Source organism: Synechococcus sp. A15-62, assembly GCF_014280075.1.
Lineage (GTDB): Bacteria > Cyanobacteriota > Cyanobacteriia > PCC-6307 > Cyanobiaceae > Parasynechococcus.
This window is the reverse complement of sequence record NZ_CP047950.1, coordinates 948,070-962,528: the sequence shown is the minus strand read 5'-3', so window position 1 is coordinate 962,528 and position 14,459 is coordinate 948,070. Positions and strand designations below refer to the sequence as shown.

The window sequence follows — 14,459 nt, the reverse complement described above, 5'->3', positions numbered from 1 at the left end:
CAGCCTTTTCAAAGGCGTGGCAACAGCGGAATCAACTGTTCCAGAGCAACACCGCGGCTGGCCTTGAGCAGCAGAACATCACCAGAGTTCAGCCAGGCTGCCAGGGGCGCTGCGGCGTCTTCCGGATTCGAAACCAACTGCAGATGGGGCAGGGATGCCGCCACTTCAGCCATCGCCTTGCCCTCCGCACCGCCATCCACCAGCACCAGACCGTCCAGGCCCAGCTGTACGGCGCGGGCGGCAACCTCTTGATGCAGCTCCAAGCTGCGGTCCCCAAGTTCCAGCATGGTGCCCAGCACAGCAAAACGTCGCCCCGGTTGAGCCGCCAGCAGCTCAAGAGCCGCCAACACCGCCTCAGGCGAGGCGTTGTAGGTCTCATCGAGGAGTGTCAAACCACCCTGCTGAAGGCGGCGGTTGCGTCCGCCCGGCACCGTCACCTGCATGCCTTGCAACACCCTGCGAGACACGCCCAACTGGTCAGCAACCGCAACGGCCAAGAGCAGGTTGCGGGCGTTGTGGCGCCCCTCCAGCTGAAGCGGGAGACGATCCGCATCGATCAGCAACTGGTCGCCGTTGATGTCTCCAACCAAATCGGATTCGACCTCGGGATCGTCAGCCAGGCGCACGCGCAGCACGCGGCCGGACCAGACCGCCGACAAGGCGGACTCCAGAAGAGGATCACCGGCGGGAATCACCACGGTCCCCTGCGGATGCAGCCCAGCCGTGATTTCACATTTGGCCGCTGCAATTGCCTCGCGGCTACCGAGACGACCGATGTGAGCCGTTCCGATGTTGGTGATCACCGCAAGATCCGGCTCGGTGCAGCGGGAGAGGCGCTCGATCTCCCCAGGCCCCCGCATGCCCATCTCAATCACGAGGGCCGCATCAGCTTCGGTGGCACCCAGAACGGTGAGGGGAACCCCAACGTCGTTGTTGTTGTTGCCTTCGCTGGCCTGAATCGCTCCCAGAGGAGCCAATGTCGCTCGAATCAACTCCCGGGTTGTGGTTTTGCCGGCTGAGCCCGTCACCGCCACCAGAGGCTTGCCGAGGGCACGGCGGTGCAGCAAGGCCAGCTGTTGATAGGCCAGCAGAGTGTCGTCCACGCGCCAATGCAACAGGCTCGAAGGCAACGGTTCAGTCCAGCTGCGGCTCACAACAGCACCCTGGACCTTGTGTTCAGGCAGTTGGGCGAGAAATTGATGACCATCGAAGCGCTCGCCCACGAGGGGGACAAAAAAATCACCCGGCTGAAGCTTTCGGCTGTCGGTGCAGACCCGTCCCACAAGGGCTTCGGATTCAAAGCTGCCGCCCTGGGGGACTCCCCAGGCATCCATCAGCTGACGAAGCGTCAGGGTCATCCCACCAACCCGAGGTCAAACAGGATCATGCCGCCCCCAACCCGAGCTGACCTCCCCAGCAGATCGCCCTGTTCATTGACCAACTGAAGACTGGCGTAATCCAGCTCGAACGCCGACTGAAGCCAACTGGAGGCGAGGGTCTGGCGCTGATCAGGCGGCAACTGCTGCCATACGCCAACAGACAACTCCAACAGCAAGCGGTCCTGCTCCGGTACGGGCTTGGCCGAACGGAGCAGACCTTCGGGGATGGACGTGTCCTGAAACAGCTCGAAGAGAGGATCGAAACTGAGGTGGGGTTGGTTGGGCTGCTCCGACTCCGATGGCTCCACGGCCGGCTCAGCATCCATCGCTTCCGGCAAGGGTGATGGCTCCTCCGCCTTGCGCTGTGGTGCCGGGATCAGCTCCGGCACGGGGAGCTCAAGGGGAGACGTGCGCTGCAGCTCAGCCGGATCCGGACGCGGGGCGGGGCGGGAATGGTCCTGCCAAAGGCGAATCCCAGCCAGCGGCAGCAGAAGCAGCAACACCAGCAGCAGCGGCCAGAAGCTGGGGGCCAGATCCCGGGGCCAGAAGCCTGGAACCGAAAGCTCGCCCTCCCGATTGCGGCGCCAGAGTTCTTGGCCCCTGAGCCGAACATCAGCGGCCATCGCCTGAAGGTTGCGGCCGAATTCCTGCCAGGGACTGACGTAAGGAGCGGGAAGATTGCCCGATGGCTCGCTGCTCTGGGGCTCAGATCGAGCCTCAGAGGAGGAGTCGGATCGGGCGGGCTCGCTCAAACTCAACTTGATCGACGACCGAAGAGACGGTTCAGGGGGTTGCGGCCGGCGGAGGTCACCTCAGCAGGGGCGCTGGCCTCTTCAGTCTGCCCCTCAGAACGGGAGGGGTCAGCAGCCTGACCCTGGGAGAACTGCTCCACAAGAGCAGCATCCGGGGTGGGTTCCTTGATGCCGCAGACGTCCTTGTACATGAGGTCGTAATCGACCGCGGAACGATCCCAGCTGTAGTCCTGATTCATGCCGCGTTTCTGCAGCTCGACCCAGCTGTCCCGGTGGCGGAAAGCTTCCCAGGCCCGCACCAGGGCTGTGTAGAAGTCAACCGGTTCAAAGCGATCGAAGCAGAAACCTGTGCCGCTGTCGGCAGCGGGGATGTGGGGCGGGACCGTGTCAACGAGACCACCCACCTTGCGAACAACGGGCACTGAGCCGTAGCGCATGGCATAGAGCTGGCTGATGCCACAGGGTTCAAAACGGCTGGGCATCAGGAAGGCATCGCTGCCGCCGTAGATCAACCGCGACAGGTCATCGTCGTAGGTGAGGAAGACGGCGCACTTGCCTGGATGACGGGATGCGAGTTGCCAGAGTCCGGATTCGAGCCCCCGGTCGCCGGTTCCCAGCACAACGATCTGGGTGTCGGTGTAGGCCAGCAGCCGATCAGCCACCTGCAGCAGCAGATCGACTCCCTTCTGGTCGACAAGGCGGCTGACCATGCCGAGGACGAAGGCGTCCTCCCGCACCTCCAGCCCCATCCGCTCCTGGAGCACCTTCTTGCAGACCGCCTTGCCGGAAAGATCGTCGGCGCTGAAGTTTGCCGGCAGGGAGCGATCGGTGGCTGGATCCCAGGCATCCAGATCAATGCCGTTGAGGATGCCGCGCAGCTTGCCCGAGACGAAGTTGAGTAGACCCTCCAGCTTTTCGCCGTATTCCGCCGTTCGGATCTCCTGGGCATAGGTGGGCGACACCGCATTGACGCGGTCGGCGTAGAGCAGCGCAGCGGCCATGGTGTGATCCCCCTGCATGTACCAGGGGCACCAGGTCATCCGATCGAGCTTCCAGCGCCAGGGACCCTGGTACTTGAGGTTATGAATGGTGAACACCGTGCTGATGTCAGGGTCCTGATGCATCCACACCGGAATCATCCCGGTGTGCCAGTCGTGGCAGTGCAGCACCTGGGGCTTCCAGACGTTCCAGGAGAATTCGGCAGCAGCACTGGCGAAGAAGGTGAAACGCCAGTCCTCGTCCTCGCCGCCGTAGATGCGCTCGGGGTCGAACACCGGGTGACCCACCAGGTAGATGGTCATCCCATTAGTAGGATGCTTCGTTTCATAGACGGCAAATTCGGTGCCCATCGTCTGGGCCCGCCAGATCGGATCCGCCGGCACGTTGAGGCGGCTCCAGAGCTTGGCGTAGCCCGGCATGATCAGGCGCACGTCGTGGCCGAGCTTGGCCAATGCCGGCGGCAGAGAGCCAACAACATCGCCCATTCCTCCAACCTTGATCATCGGGGCGCATTCCGCTGCAGCGAAGAGGATGCGCATGTCTCAGATCGGCGTTGGCGCGGCGACTTTAAGGGGAATTTCGGAATCTGTTCCGTCAGGGAAGAACCGTCACCTGAGTTCCAAGCGACACCTGGCGATACAGGGCACGCACATCCTCGTTGTAAAGCCGCACGCAGCCATGGGAAACGGCCCGTCCCACCGTCCAGCGGTGGGGGGTGCCATGGAACCCCGTGGTGGTGCATCCCTTGATCGTGATCCAGGCATCACCGTCGTGGGCATCGCGGCCGAGGCAATCGCGGTGGAAAGCGATCCAGTGGCTGCCCAAAGGGTTATTGGGACCTTGCTCCTCAACCCGCTCTCCACTCACCGGATGCACCCACACCGGATTGGGAATCTTTTGCAGCACTTCAAAACGTCCGGTGGGGGTCTCCCAGCCGGGCATGCCGATGGCCACCGGAAAGGCGTTGCGCAGCCTGCCGTTGTCGAACAGAAACACACGGCGACGGCCGCGCAGCATCACCACATGGCGACTGCTATTGCCACGCAGATCCTGAGGCAGTGAAGCCAGGCCTGCCGTCACGGAATCCTCAGCCGCCGCCTGCAGCAGGGCCAGCGGTTCCGGCGGGGGGAGAGGGAGCATCCCCGTCAGGGTAACCAGCCTGTCTCGGAAAAATCCGGAGACCGCTTTTCAAGGAAGGCATTGCGACCTTCCACGGCTTCTTCGGTTCGATAAAAGAGATGGGTGGCGTTGCCAGCCAGCTCCTGCAGCCCGGCGAGGCCATCGGTTTCGGCATTGAATGCGGCCTTGAGGCAACGGATGGCCGTGGGGCTGTGCTGCAGCACCTCGCGGGCCCAGCGCACCCCCTCCGCCTCCAACTGCTCCAACGGCACCACGGCGTTGACGAGCCCCATGTCCAAAGCCTCCTTGGCGCCATAACGGCGGCAGAGAAACCAGATTTCACGGGCCTTGCGCTGGCCAACCACCCGCGCCAGGTAGCCCGCACCGAAGCCGCCATCAAAACTGCCGACCTTGGGACCGGTCTGGCCGAACACAGCGTTGTCGGCGGCGAGGCTGAGGTCGCAGAGCAGATGCAACACCTGGCCACCGCCCATGGCGTAGCCGGCCACCAAACCGATCACCACCTTGGGCAGGCTGCGGATGATGCGCTGCAGATCGAGCACGTTCAGGCGCGGCAGACCGTCCTCACCGACGTAACCGCCGTCGCCGCGAACACTCTGGTCGCCGCCGGAACAGAAGGCGTAGCCACCATCAGCGGCTGGGCCAACGCCGGTGAACAGCACCACACCGATGTCACGGTCATCCCGGATGCGCGTGAAGGCATCACAGAGCTCCATCACCGTCTGCGGGCGGAAGGCGTTGCGCTTGGCGGGGCGGTTGATGGCCACACGGGCCAGGCCGTCCGCGCAACGGTCCACCAGGATGTCCTGGTAGCTGCCCCACGGTGTCCATTGCGCGGTTGACGCACCGGGGAGCACCTGACGCATGTCACTCATCGGGCTCAGAGCTCAGTGCCCTCATTCTGAGCAGCGGCGCGCAACTGCTGGCGCAAGGCAGCATCACGGCCGCGGTTGCTGCACAACCGCAATAACACCGGCCGTTGCTGCGACAAGCCCCAGGCCAAGGCCTCCTGCAAATCCTCCAGACAGGCCACCTGGCGGCCAGGGACGCCATGGGCTGCCGCCAGGGCCAGGGGGTCCACCTGCTGGGGCATGGCGAAGAGCGATTCGAAGCCCGGTGTGGCAATGGGCAGCTGCTGAAAAATGCCGCCACCGCCATTGTCGATCAGCAGCACCAGCAGAGGTGGAGGTGCAGCAGCGGACGAGGCATGCAGCCAACCGTTGCTGTCGTGCAGCAGGGCCAGATCACCGGTCACCAGCGCCAACGGACCGAGATTCGCCGCCAGACCCATGGCGAGCGACAAGGTGCCGTCGATGCCCGAGGCCCCACGGAAGCTGAAGCAACGGTGGCGGCCGCAGGCAGGCCCGCCCCAGGTCAACCAGTCGCGCACCGGTGAACTGGCGGCCAGCATCACCGGCAGCTGCTCCGGCAAAAGCTGGGGGAGCCAGTAGGCCAGAGCGGGCTCATTGACGGCGCCATGCAAGGGCAGCTGGGTCTCAAGCCACGGCGAAAGATCATTGGTGCCAACCGATGGTTTGGTCGCCTGTTTCAGACCAGGCTGTTGAGCGATCCAGGCGGCCATGCCCCCCGACCATTGGCTGGCCATCTGCAAAGGATCCAGCGGCCTTGGATCTCCTTCAGTGATCAACAGCTGGGGGCCCTGATGGCGCTGAAGCCATGCCTCTAGCCGCCGGCTGGCTGGCATCGGTCCCAGCCGCAACACCTGCGCATCGTCAGGCAGGCTCAGCCGATTGAGCTGCAGCTCCCAGTGCTCGATGCGGTTGGGGCAATCGGGGGCCAGGGCGGCAAGGGGATCGGCCAGCAGAGGCCAACCGCTGAGGTCGAGCCAGCGATGCAGTGCCTGTTGATGGGCCTGCAAGGCGGGCGAGAGGCCACGCCAGGGACCCGCAATCACAACCCCTGGCCGCTCTGGATCGAGGCGAGGCGCAAGCCTGATCCCTGGCGAAGGCTCTGGGCAAGCCGTGGGCGGGAGCGCAGCCGAAGCCAGCTGTTGTTGCTGCTCAAGCGTGGTGTGCAGCGGCTCCTCGAAGGGCAGGTTGAGGTGAACCGCTCCTGGCGGCCCAGTGCCTGAACCCTGAGCTTGCTGCCAGGCCTGAGCCGCCAGGGCATTGAGGGTGTCGTTTGCCTGCGTGTGGATGCCGTTTGCCGCTCCACTGCCGAACCAGCGGCAGGCCGCGAGCAGAAAAGATTCCTGATTAACCGTCTGGTTAGCGCCGCAGTTTTTGAGCCGGAGGGGGCGATCCGCCGTGAGCAGCAGCAAGGGCTGACAGGAGCGGTCCGCCTCTACCGCAGCGGATAGCAGGTTGGCCACCGCGGTGCCGGAGGTGGTGACCACTGCCACGGCACGGCCATGGGCAGTCGCCATGCCGAGGGCCAGAAACGCGGCTGAGCGCTCGTCGATGGCCGTGACCAACTGCAGCTTCGCCTGGTTCGCCAGCACTCCCGCCGCTGTTGCCAGAGGACCGGAACGGCTGCCAGGGCAGAGCACCAGCTGCTTCAGCCCCTGAAGACATAGAGCCTCAAGAAGCGTGAGGGCCGCCTGCAAATTGGCGCGAGCGATGGTCAGTGCAGCAGGCCAGGCTGGTGTGATCTTCGGTCAACGATGACCCAACCCACGACACCCGCTCCAGAAGAAGACAGCAAGGGCTTCTGGCGCAATCTGATTCTCTGGGCCCTGCTGGCGCTGCTGCTGCGCTGGTTGGTGGTGGAACCACGCTGGATTCCCTCCGGCTCGATGCTGCCCACCCTGCAGCTGCAGGACCGCATCCTTGTGGAGAAAGTGAGGCCCCGACTGGCCCGCAGCCGCCACAGCCATCTGCACCGGGGCGATGTGGTGGTCTTCACCCCGCCCGAGCAGCTCGTGGCCGCTGGCTACGACGCCTCCGCTGCGTTGATCAAACGGGTGGTGGGACTGCCTGGCGATCAGCTGGACGTGCACGACAGCAGGCTGTTCCGCAACGGCGAACCGGCGGCAGAACCCTGGTTGGCGGAACCGATCAACTACGAAATGGCCCCGATCACCGTGCCAGCAGATCAGCTGTGGGTGATGGGGGACAACCGCAATGCCAGCCTCGATTCCCACCTCTGGGGATCACTGCCGGAGAACAATGTGTTGGGCACGGCGGTCTGGCGGTATTGGCCGCTGCAGAGGTTCGGTCCGTTACGGATCACCGACAGCAGCGATGCCGGTTGATTACGAGTGCCTGCGTTAAGGTCAAGTCCGTGATGAACATCACAGGCGAATGTTTAACCCCGAGTTTCTGACAACTGACAGCAGTGATGGTCAAGCGGGGAACAGCCTGATTCAGTACCTGCAAGAGCAGTCGCCTGACACCCTGCAGCGGGTCGCCAAATCAGCAAGCAACGATATTCAAGACATCATTCGCCACAACGTTCAGGGCCTGCTGGGAATGCTTCCCGGAGAGCACTTTGAGGTAAAGGTGACGGCCAACCGCGACAACCTCGCCAACATGTTGGCCTCGGCAATGATGACCGGCTATTTCCTGCGCCAGATGGAACAGCGCAAGGAGCTCGAAGAGACCCTGTTCGCTGACGAACAGATGGCAATCGAGCCGGAAGACGAACTCAAGCTTTGATCACTGGCTGATCAGGCACGACGCCGAGATCGATCAAACGCTGATCAATGGATCCCAGAAACTCCCAGTTTTCTGAACTGGGAGCCCAGTCCCGCTGTTGCAACGACAAGATCAGTTGTTGCACTGTCTCGGGTGTGAATGTGACCGGCGCGCTGTAGTGAGCCGGCACCAGCCAACGCAGCTCAGCCCGTCCGCTCAACTCCTGCAGCCATCGCAACAGAGCCTCCTTAGCTCTGGGCAACACCAACCGCTCAAGCACTGGGGCCACCTGCAACTTGGGCGCTTCTTCGCCGATCAAGCCATCGGCAGCCGCCTGCCAACCGGCCTTCCAACGGAAGGGGTAGATGCCGAAGTGGGCCTTGAGGGAGCGGAGCCCGGGCTTGAACGCATCCCGCAGCAACTCCGGCAGCGCAGGCACCTCAAGTGGTTCCGGCCTCAGGTAGGAGGCAAACAGCACCAGCCGGGCCCAGCCGCGGCGGCGTGCTTCCGCTGAATCGGTGAGGGGCTCATCGCCGCGTTCGCGGGCATGGAACAACAGCGGCGTTGGATCGAGGTCGAACAGGGCCGGAGCTTCAGCACTGATGCCCACAAGGGCGTCGGTCACCAACAGAGCCCCTGACGGGCGATGCAAACAGGAGACTTCCTGGAAACGGCCGACGCCAAGATCGAGCGGTCCTAGGGAGAACCACTCACAAACATCGCCATGGGGAAGGCCATCGTCGAACAACACCTTGGTGCGGCGCGCTGGCACACCCAGCCAGGCCAGGGGCAACTGCACCGGAAAGCTCCACTGCCCCGGACACACCCAGATGTCCGCATCTGGGAAGGCGCGGGCCAAGGGACCGAGGGGAAGCTTGTGCTCCAACCCAGAGGCGGTGGGCAGCACGATCGTGCGCACGGGGCCGTGTTGTTGTTCTAACCCGGCGATGGCTTGGCGCACTTCACCGGTGGGCGGAAGAGGGTTCACCAGCATTAAGCCGCCGGGCACCTTGGCCACGGTGAGCCGCACCGGCACGGCCACGTAATACACCCCCTGCAGCTGCTCCAGGCTCCAGAGCTGACCAGGGATCAGCTCACTGAACAGCGTGCGGCGACGGCCATAGGGATATAGCGGCAGCAGCGGCCAGAAACCCCAGCGCTGATCCGCAGGATTCACACCAGCTCTAGCCACCACACTCCACATCAGTGCAGTGATTCTGCAGAAAAATGAATCAGGCCATTCTTCAGGCCGGTTTCTTCATCCCAAATCGCTATGCCCACACGGCAAGCAGACGGGTGCAAAGAACACTCAGATTCCTTGCCCAACGCACACCGCTGATCAGCTGATAAGCCCGACCTATCGATCCCATCAGGAGTGCTCGGACTGAGTGTCGTGTCGGCGCCGCAAACTTCCTTTACATTGACGCTGTCGGGCTAACCGACCTTTCTTATCTGCCACCGGGATTCGTCCCACCGGCTTCTTTCCGTTCTCATGACCACCACCCTCCAGCAGCGCTCCGGCGCTTCCAGCTGGCAGGCCTTCTGTGAGTGGGTCACCTCCACCAACAACCGTCTGTATGTCGGTTGGTTCGGTGTGCTGATGATCCCCACACTGCTGGCTGCCACCATCTGTTTCGTCATCGCTTTCGTCGCCGCTCCTCCGGTTGATATCGATGGCATCCGCGAGCCTGTCGCTGGCTCCCTGATCTACGGCAACAACATCATCTCTGGTGCTGTTGTTCCTTCCAGCAACGCCATCGGCCTGCACTTCTACCCCATCTGGGAAGCTGCTTCCCTCGATGAGTGGCTGTACAACGGCGGCCCTTATCAGTTGGTTTGCTTCCACTTCCTGATCGGCATTTCCGCCTACATGGGTCGTCAGTGGGAACTCTCCTACCGCCTGGGCATGCGCCCTTGGATCTGCGTCGCCTACAGCGCTCCGCTGTCTGCAGCGATGGCTGTTTTCCTGGTTTACCCCTTCGGTCAGGGTTCCTTCTCTGATGGCATGCCCCTGGGCATCTCCGGCACCTTCAACTTCATGTTGGTGTTCCAGGCCGAGCACAACATCCTGATGCACCCCTTCCACATGCTGGGCGTCGCAGGTGTTTTCGGCGGCAGCCTGTTCTCCGCCATGCACGGCTCCCTGGTGACCTCCTCCCTGGTGCGTGAAACCACCGAGAGCGAGTCCCAGAACTACGGCTACAAGTTCGGCCAAGAGGAAGAGACCTACAACATCGTGGCTGCCCACGGTTACTTCGGTCGCCTGATCTTCCAATACGCCTCCTTCAACAACAGCCGTAGCCTTCACTTCTTCCTGGCTGCCTGGCCTGTTGTCGGCATCTGGTTCACCGCCCTCGGCGTGTCAACCATGGCCTTCAACCTGAACGGCTTCAACTTCAACCAGTCCATCCTTGATGGTCAGGGCCGCGTCCTGAACACCTGGGCTGATGTGCTGAACCGTGCCGGCCTCGGCATGGAAGTGATGCACGAGCGCAACGCTCACAACTTCCCCCTCGACCTGGCTGCTGCTGAGTCCACTCCTGTGGCTCTGCAAGCTCCTGCCATCGGTTGATCTGGAATCAACAAACGATTCAGATCAACTGAATCGGAAAGCCCCCTCCTCGGAGGGGGCTTTTTGTTGTGCAGGCAGTTCTTGGAGTCGGATCAACCGCGATCAGGTAACGCCAACACTGCCTGGAACGACTAATCCAATCACCGCCAAAGAGATGGGCCGACCTTCCTGTTAGGTCAACGACCTCTCCCGAAAGGCGCATCAGTAGTGATTCAAGAGATTCACTTTTCCCTCACCAGAAGGGGGAGGTGATGGTCCACTGTGGAGAGGACCTTCGGTCCGAGGACCCAGCGAGAGAACTCAACAACCAAATCTCGGAGCTTCAAGCCCGGGTTGCCTTCCCACAGCACTGGAGCAGCGGAGAGCATGAGCAGCACATCGAAAGGCTCCGCCAGCTCACCTACGAAAAAAGCCGTCTGATCGATCGATCAGGCTACTCTCCCATGGGGCGAACTCATCACTGAAGAACTCTCCTACAAGTCGGTTGGCGCGTGGCTTGTCAATGAGCCACAGCAGCTTTATTACCAATTCACCGCTGCCAAGGATGGCTCTCAAGGCGAGTCGATCGTCATGCGCAGCTTCCATTGGCGACCACCTGACGACCCGATTCCTCAGGGGAGTCAACTGATGACACGACAAGAGGCGCTGGAAAAATGGAATGCACTCAAATCAATGGGTTGGAGGCGCTGCGCCGGTCCACTTCTGTAAGGCAGTGAACTGGGCAACCAAGTGCTTACAAATCGTTGGCAATTGGAGCAAAACCAGCGGTAGTCCAGAGTGCGGTTATGAAACAGCCGAACACACGGCGACTTAGGGCTCTACGGCTGTCTGCACTCGCAAGGGACAACAAAGTCGTCAATGCCATTCGCTCCTCGATCACTCAGGCCCCTGATGCGCTTGTTAAGGAGTTGATGGACGTCCATGGATGGCCAGCGCATGAAGCCCTCTGCGCTGTTCAGCAGCTTCAGCAAGATGTCCTCGATGACACGACTGAACAGGCATCGGCGTGAAAGAAATCATTCGCAACGGCCAAGATTTGGTCGCGCGATTGAAGTCCCAGTCAGCTCTGGCCATCGCTTGAAGTGAGGGCTCACTGGCATTCGATGCACGCACGATTCGTATGTCTACCTTGCAAGTGTCGTCCTTTTTAGGGACATGGGATTCGACGGAGTCGATAAGACAGACCGCTTCATCATTGCGGCCAGGCGACGTGCGGAAGCTGCAATGCATGAGACAGATCCAAAGCTGACGGCGCTTGAGAAAGCGATGTGGCTCAAGTTGAAGCGAGGTGAACGCCCGTGCAAAAACGGCAAGGCGTCCTAGGGAACTGCTCACCTGCACTTCAACAAAAGAGGAGGCCGCCCCTCCCAGATGGAAGAGACGGCCTAACTCGCTCGTTTATGCATTGCAGTCGACCTAGTCAGTACGTGTTGCCTTTGGGGATCTCCTTGGCAATGGGACTGAAAGAAAAAGGTCGAAGCGTCTGGCTTGTGGCAACCCTGGGGCCATTTGGACCAGGTGTGAAGCGGGACTCCTACGGGGCACCTAGACGAACGGTGCAGAGGAGTATCGACTGATCAGACGCACATCAGTGTCGTCACAGACGAGGCGCTCACGGTTGGGTTGAAAAGTTGGAGCAGGGGCCAGAAAAGTCAGGCTGCTTCTGCGATTTGCTCAGGTGGAGTGTCGGCCGTCATGGGCTCCTCCGATCTCGATGCACACACTCTCGGGAGCGGTGGGGCATCAGGCAATCAGCTGTCCTGCTCATTGCCTTCTGAGGCAGAGCGACCGATTGTTGGAACGGCGTGGCCATCCAAGTGCATGGTCCAGAACCATGAAGCGGGAAGCTCGCCAATCCAATGCCACCGGTCGTCGGTCATCCGAAACAAGCCTGGTGATCCGTGTGGCTGAGATCAGCTCAGCGGATAGAAGGCTCCACTTGCATATCATTCAGCCCAATGGCACAAAAAATGAGGGACAAATCAGGGACAAGCCCCTCAGGCCTGTTCCTGTAACTGGAACCCAAGTGGCAGCAGCGGCCAGAAACCCCAGCGCTGATCAGCAGGATTCACACCAGCTCCAGCCACCACGCTCCCCATCAATGCAGTGATTCTGCAGAGGAATGGATCAAGCCAGGGTCAAACCACCCCCCCCCCAGCACAGAGCAGCACCACTCGCCACGCCGGTTGCCGCCAGCTCAACAGAGACACTTGTTCACAGCAGGGAGTCGTCGCAGCCACAAAAAAAAGCCCTCCGCACGGGAGGGCTTGGAATGTGTGTGTGAGGAAGGTTGTTCTGAAGGCCCAACAGAAGCTGGGCCCGTTGATCAGAACTTGAAGGTGGTCTGGATCAGGCCACCGAGAACGCCGAGAGACTTGTAGTCGCCGTTGACGTTCTGGGTGTTGTCACCGAAGGGACGGCTCAGCCAGTACACAGCAGGGGTGATCTGGATGTTGTCGGCGACCTGGAAGCTGTACCAGAGCTCCATGGCGTAACCACCGTCAGCCACAAAGCCGTCTTCGACCTCGTAGACGAACTGGGGCTGGCCCACGGCATAGCCCAGGGCGTTGCCTTCCAGGAAGACATCGTTCCAGGTCAGACCCACCATCCAGCTGGCCATGGACCGCTTGTTGGTGTTGTCATCCCAAGCATCGTTGCCGGTCAGGTAGGAGCTACCGACGCCTGCACTGATGGAAGGCATCCAGCCGGACTCCTCAGGACGCCAGAAGGCGTGGGCAGACCAGCTGTGGCTGTCGGCGTTGCTGCGCTCGCCATCAGCGACGGTGCAAGGGGTGCCGTACTTACCGCCAGCGGCATACTCAGTAGCGGTGGGAACTTGGCACCACACTGGCCGTAGCGATAACCGGCGGCCAAGCCCCACTGCTTGTTGCCGTAGGCAATCTGAGTGGTGATGTTGCCTTCTGAGTTATCGGTCATGAAGCCACCCGTGTTGGGGTTGCTGTCATTGGCCTCACCGGAGTCGGCAACGTAGTTAGCAGCCACGGTGAAGTAGGGGTTGCCCTTCTCCACTTGCTTCTTGTTGCTGTAGATGGCACCGAAGCCACCGCCGGTCTCCTTGTTCCACACGCCGGGGGTACCCAGGGAACCACCGAAGAAATCAAGGATCTTGCTACCGCCCTTGGCGTAGGCACTGGCCTTGTAGCCCATCATCTCGGTGTTCCGGGTCAGAGGGCCGACCTGGACCGTGAAGCTGTCGCCGAGGGGGAAGCAATAGTAGATGCGATCAATCTCAACGATGTTGCCGCCGGGGGCAGCGGTATCGAGTTTGTTCATTGGAACGCCGTTGCCATCCCACACGCTGCTGTCGCCCATGTTGCCGGCGCGGAGACGGGTGTACAGCAGGTCTTTGCCGCTGAAGGAGGTCTTCAGGCCAAGACGCAGGTCGTAGCTGAAGGAGAAGGCGCCGTACTCAGCGTTGTAAGCATCGCGCGCACGCTTCTCACCACCGGTCTTGTAGTTATCGCCAATGGCGTTGGTAGCACCAGCCACCCAGACGGTTTTGGCCTTGAGCTTGGTGGTGGTGAGAACTGGGTTGCTTCCAGTTCGCCAACGCGGGCCTCGAGGCCGTCAACGCGACCCTTGAGGATGGCCAGCTCGGTTTCGAATTCCTTGAGCAGGCGACGCAGCTCGTCGGTCACTTCAGTGATCCGGTCGAGGCAGGCGCTCAGCAGGGCAGCCGCTTCGTAGCGGGTCATGGCATGGCCCGGTTGCCACGGAAGGTGCCGTTGGGGTAGCCGGCGACGCAGCCGTAGGTCTCCACCAGGTTGGCCAGAGCCTGATAGGCCCAGTCGGTGGGGTAAACGTCAGAAAACTGGGTGACGCTGGTGACCTGATCAAGGCTGTTGCCACTGGCAGTAGCCGCGTAATCAGAAATGCCGTTGATGTTCAGCTCGGCGGCGTTAGCACCACTGGCCAGAAGGCCAAGGGCAGCAGGAGCCACCAGCAGTTGCTGGAAAAGCTTCATTTTGGGTTCTCACACCAAGAGAAAAGTGCCGGCAAG

At 61.6% G+C, this 14,459-nt stretch carries 11 protein-coding genes and 1 pseudogene; 4 read left to right on the top strand and 8 right to left on the bottom strand.

Features of this window, described 5'->3' with window-relative positions:
- Nucleotides 1–8 precede the first annotated feature (8 nt).
- The 6 genes from murF to menD are packed head-to-tail and all read right to left on the bottom strand — an operon-like array spanning nt 9 to nt 6,836.
- Nucleotides 9–1,358 (bottom strand): UDP-N-acetylmuramoyl-tripeptide--D-alanyl-D-alanine ligase, encoded by a 1,350-nt coding sequence (murF, locus tag SynA1562_RS05405; protein WP_186495056.1) that lies wholly within the window; start codon nt 1,356–1,358, stop codon nt 9–11.
- On the bottom strand, nt 1,355–2,137 hold the full coding sequence (locus tag SynA1562_RS05400; protein ID WP_186495055.1) for a hypothetical protein: 783 nt from the start codon (nt 2,135–2,137) through the stop codon (nt 1,355–1,357). Before SynA1562_RS05400 ends, murF begins: the two co-directional genes overlap by 4 nt.
- On the bottom strand, nt 2,134–3,669 hold the full coding sequence (gene glgA / locus SynA1562_RS05395; RefSeq protein ID WP_186495054.1) for a glycogen synthase GlgA: 1,536 nt from the start codon (nt 3,667–3,669) through the stop codon (nt 2,134–2,136). The genes SynA1562_RS05400 and glgA overlap by 4 nt, the downstream gene beginning before the upstream one ends.
- 55 nt (nt 3,670–3,724) lie before the next feature.
- Nucleotides 3,725–4,270: a L,D-transpeptidase gene (locus SynA1562_RS05390; RefSeq protein ID WP_186495053.1), complete on the bottom strand. Its 546-nt coding sequence runs from the start codon at nt 4,268–4,270 to the stop codon at nt 3,725–3,727.
- A 5-nt stretch (nt 4,271–4,275) separates the two neighbouring features.
- Nucleotides 4,276–5,145: a 1,4-dihydroxy-2-naphthoyl-CoA synthase gene (gene menB / locus SynA1562_RS05385; protein WP_186495052.1), complete on the bottom strand. Its 870-nt coding sequence runs from the start codon at nt 5,143–5,145 to the stop codon at nt 4,276–4,278.
- A gap of 5 nt (nt 5,146–5,150) precedes the next feature.
- Nucleotides 5,151–6,836 carry a 2-succinyl-5-enolpyruvyl-6-hydroxy-3-cyclohexene-1-carboxylic-acid synthase gene (menD, locus tag SynA1562_RS05380; protein ID WP_186495051.1) on the bottom strand — a complete coding sequence of 562 codons (1,686 nt, stop codon included), beginning with the start codon at nt 6,834–6,836 and terminating at the stop codon, nt 5,151–5,153.
- A 57-nt stretch (nt 6,837–6,893) separates the two neighbouring features.
- On the opposite strand from menD, the gene lepB reads away from it, so the two are divergent.
- Both lepB and SynA1562_RS05370 read left to right on the top strand, forming a co-directional pair.
- Entirely contained in the window at nt 6,894–7,484 is a 591-nt protein-coding gene (gene lepB / locus SynA1562_RS05375) for a signal peptidase I (protein ID WP_186495050.1), read from the top strand.
- Between the two features lie 49 nt (nt 7,485–7,533).
- Nucleotides 7,534–7,887: a DUF760 domain-containing protein gene (locus tag SynA1562_RS05370; RefSeq protein WP_115023423.1), complete on the top strand. Its 354-nt coding sequence runs from the start codon at nt 7,534–7,536 to the stop codon at nt 7,885–7,887.
- Here the strand turns inward: SynA1562_RS05370 and SynA1562_RS05365 are convergent.
- Nucleotides 7,877–9,070: a DUF4336 domain-containing protein gene (locus SynA1562_RS05365; RefSeq protein WP_186495049.1), complete on the bottom strand. Its 1,194-nt coding sequence runs from the start codon at nt 9,068–9,070 to the stop codon at nt 7,877–7,879. The genes SynA1562_RS05370 and SynA1562_RS05365 overlap by 11 nt on opposite strands.
- Before the next feature lie 288 nt (nt 9,071–9,358).
- Here SynA1562_RS05365 and psbA point away from each other — a divergent pair, with 288 nt between their 5' ends.
- Complete coding sequence (gene psbA, locus SynA1562_RS05360) at nt 9,359–10,438, top strand: photosystem II q(b) protein (RefSeq protein WP_186495048.1); 1,080 nt, start codon at nt 9,359–9,361, stop codon at nt 10,436–10,438.
- Between the two features lie 423 nt (nt 10,439–10,861).
- Nucleotides 10,862–11,146, top strand: a complete 285-nt coding sequence (locus SynA1562_RS05355) for a DUF1651 domain-containing protein (RefSeq protein ID WP_186495326.1) — start codon at nt 10,862–10,864, stop codon at nt 11,144–11,146.
- 1,618 nt (nt 11,147–12,764) lie between these two features.
- Here the strand turns inward: SynA1562_RS05355 and SynA1562_RS05350 are convergent.
- Nucleotides 12,765–14,423, bottom strand: a pseudogene (locus SynA1562_RS05350) (iron uptake porin).
- Nucleotides 14,424–14,459 lie beyond the last annotated feature (36 nt).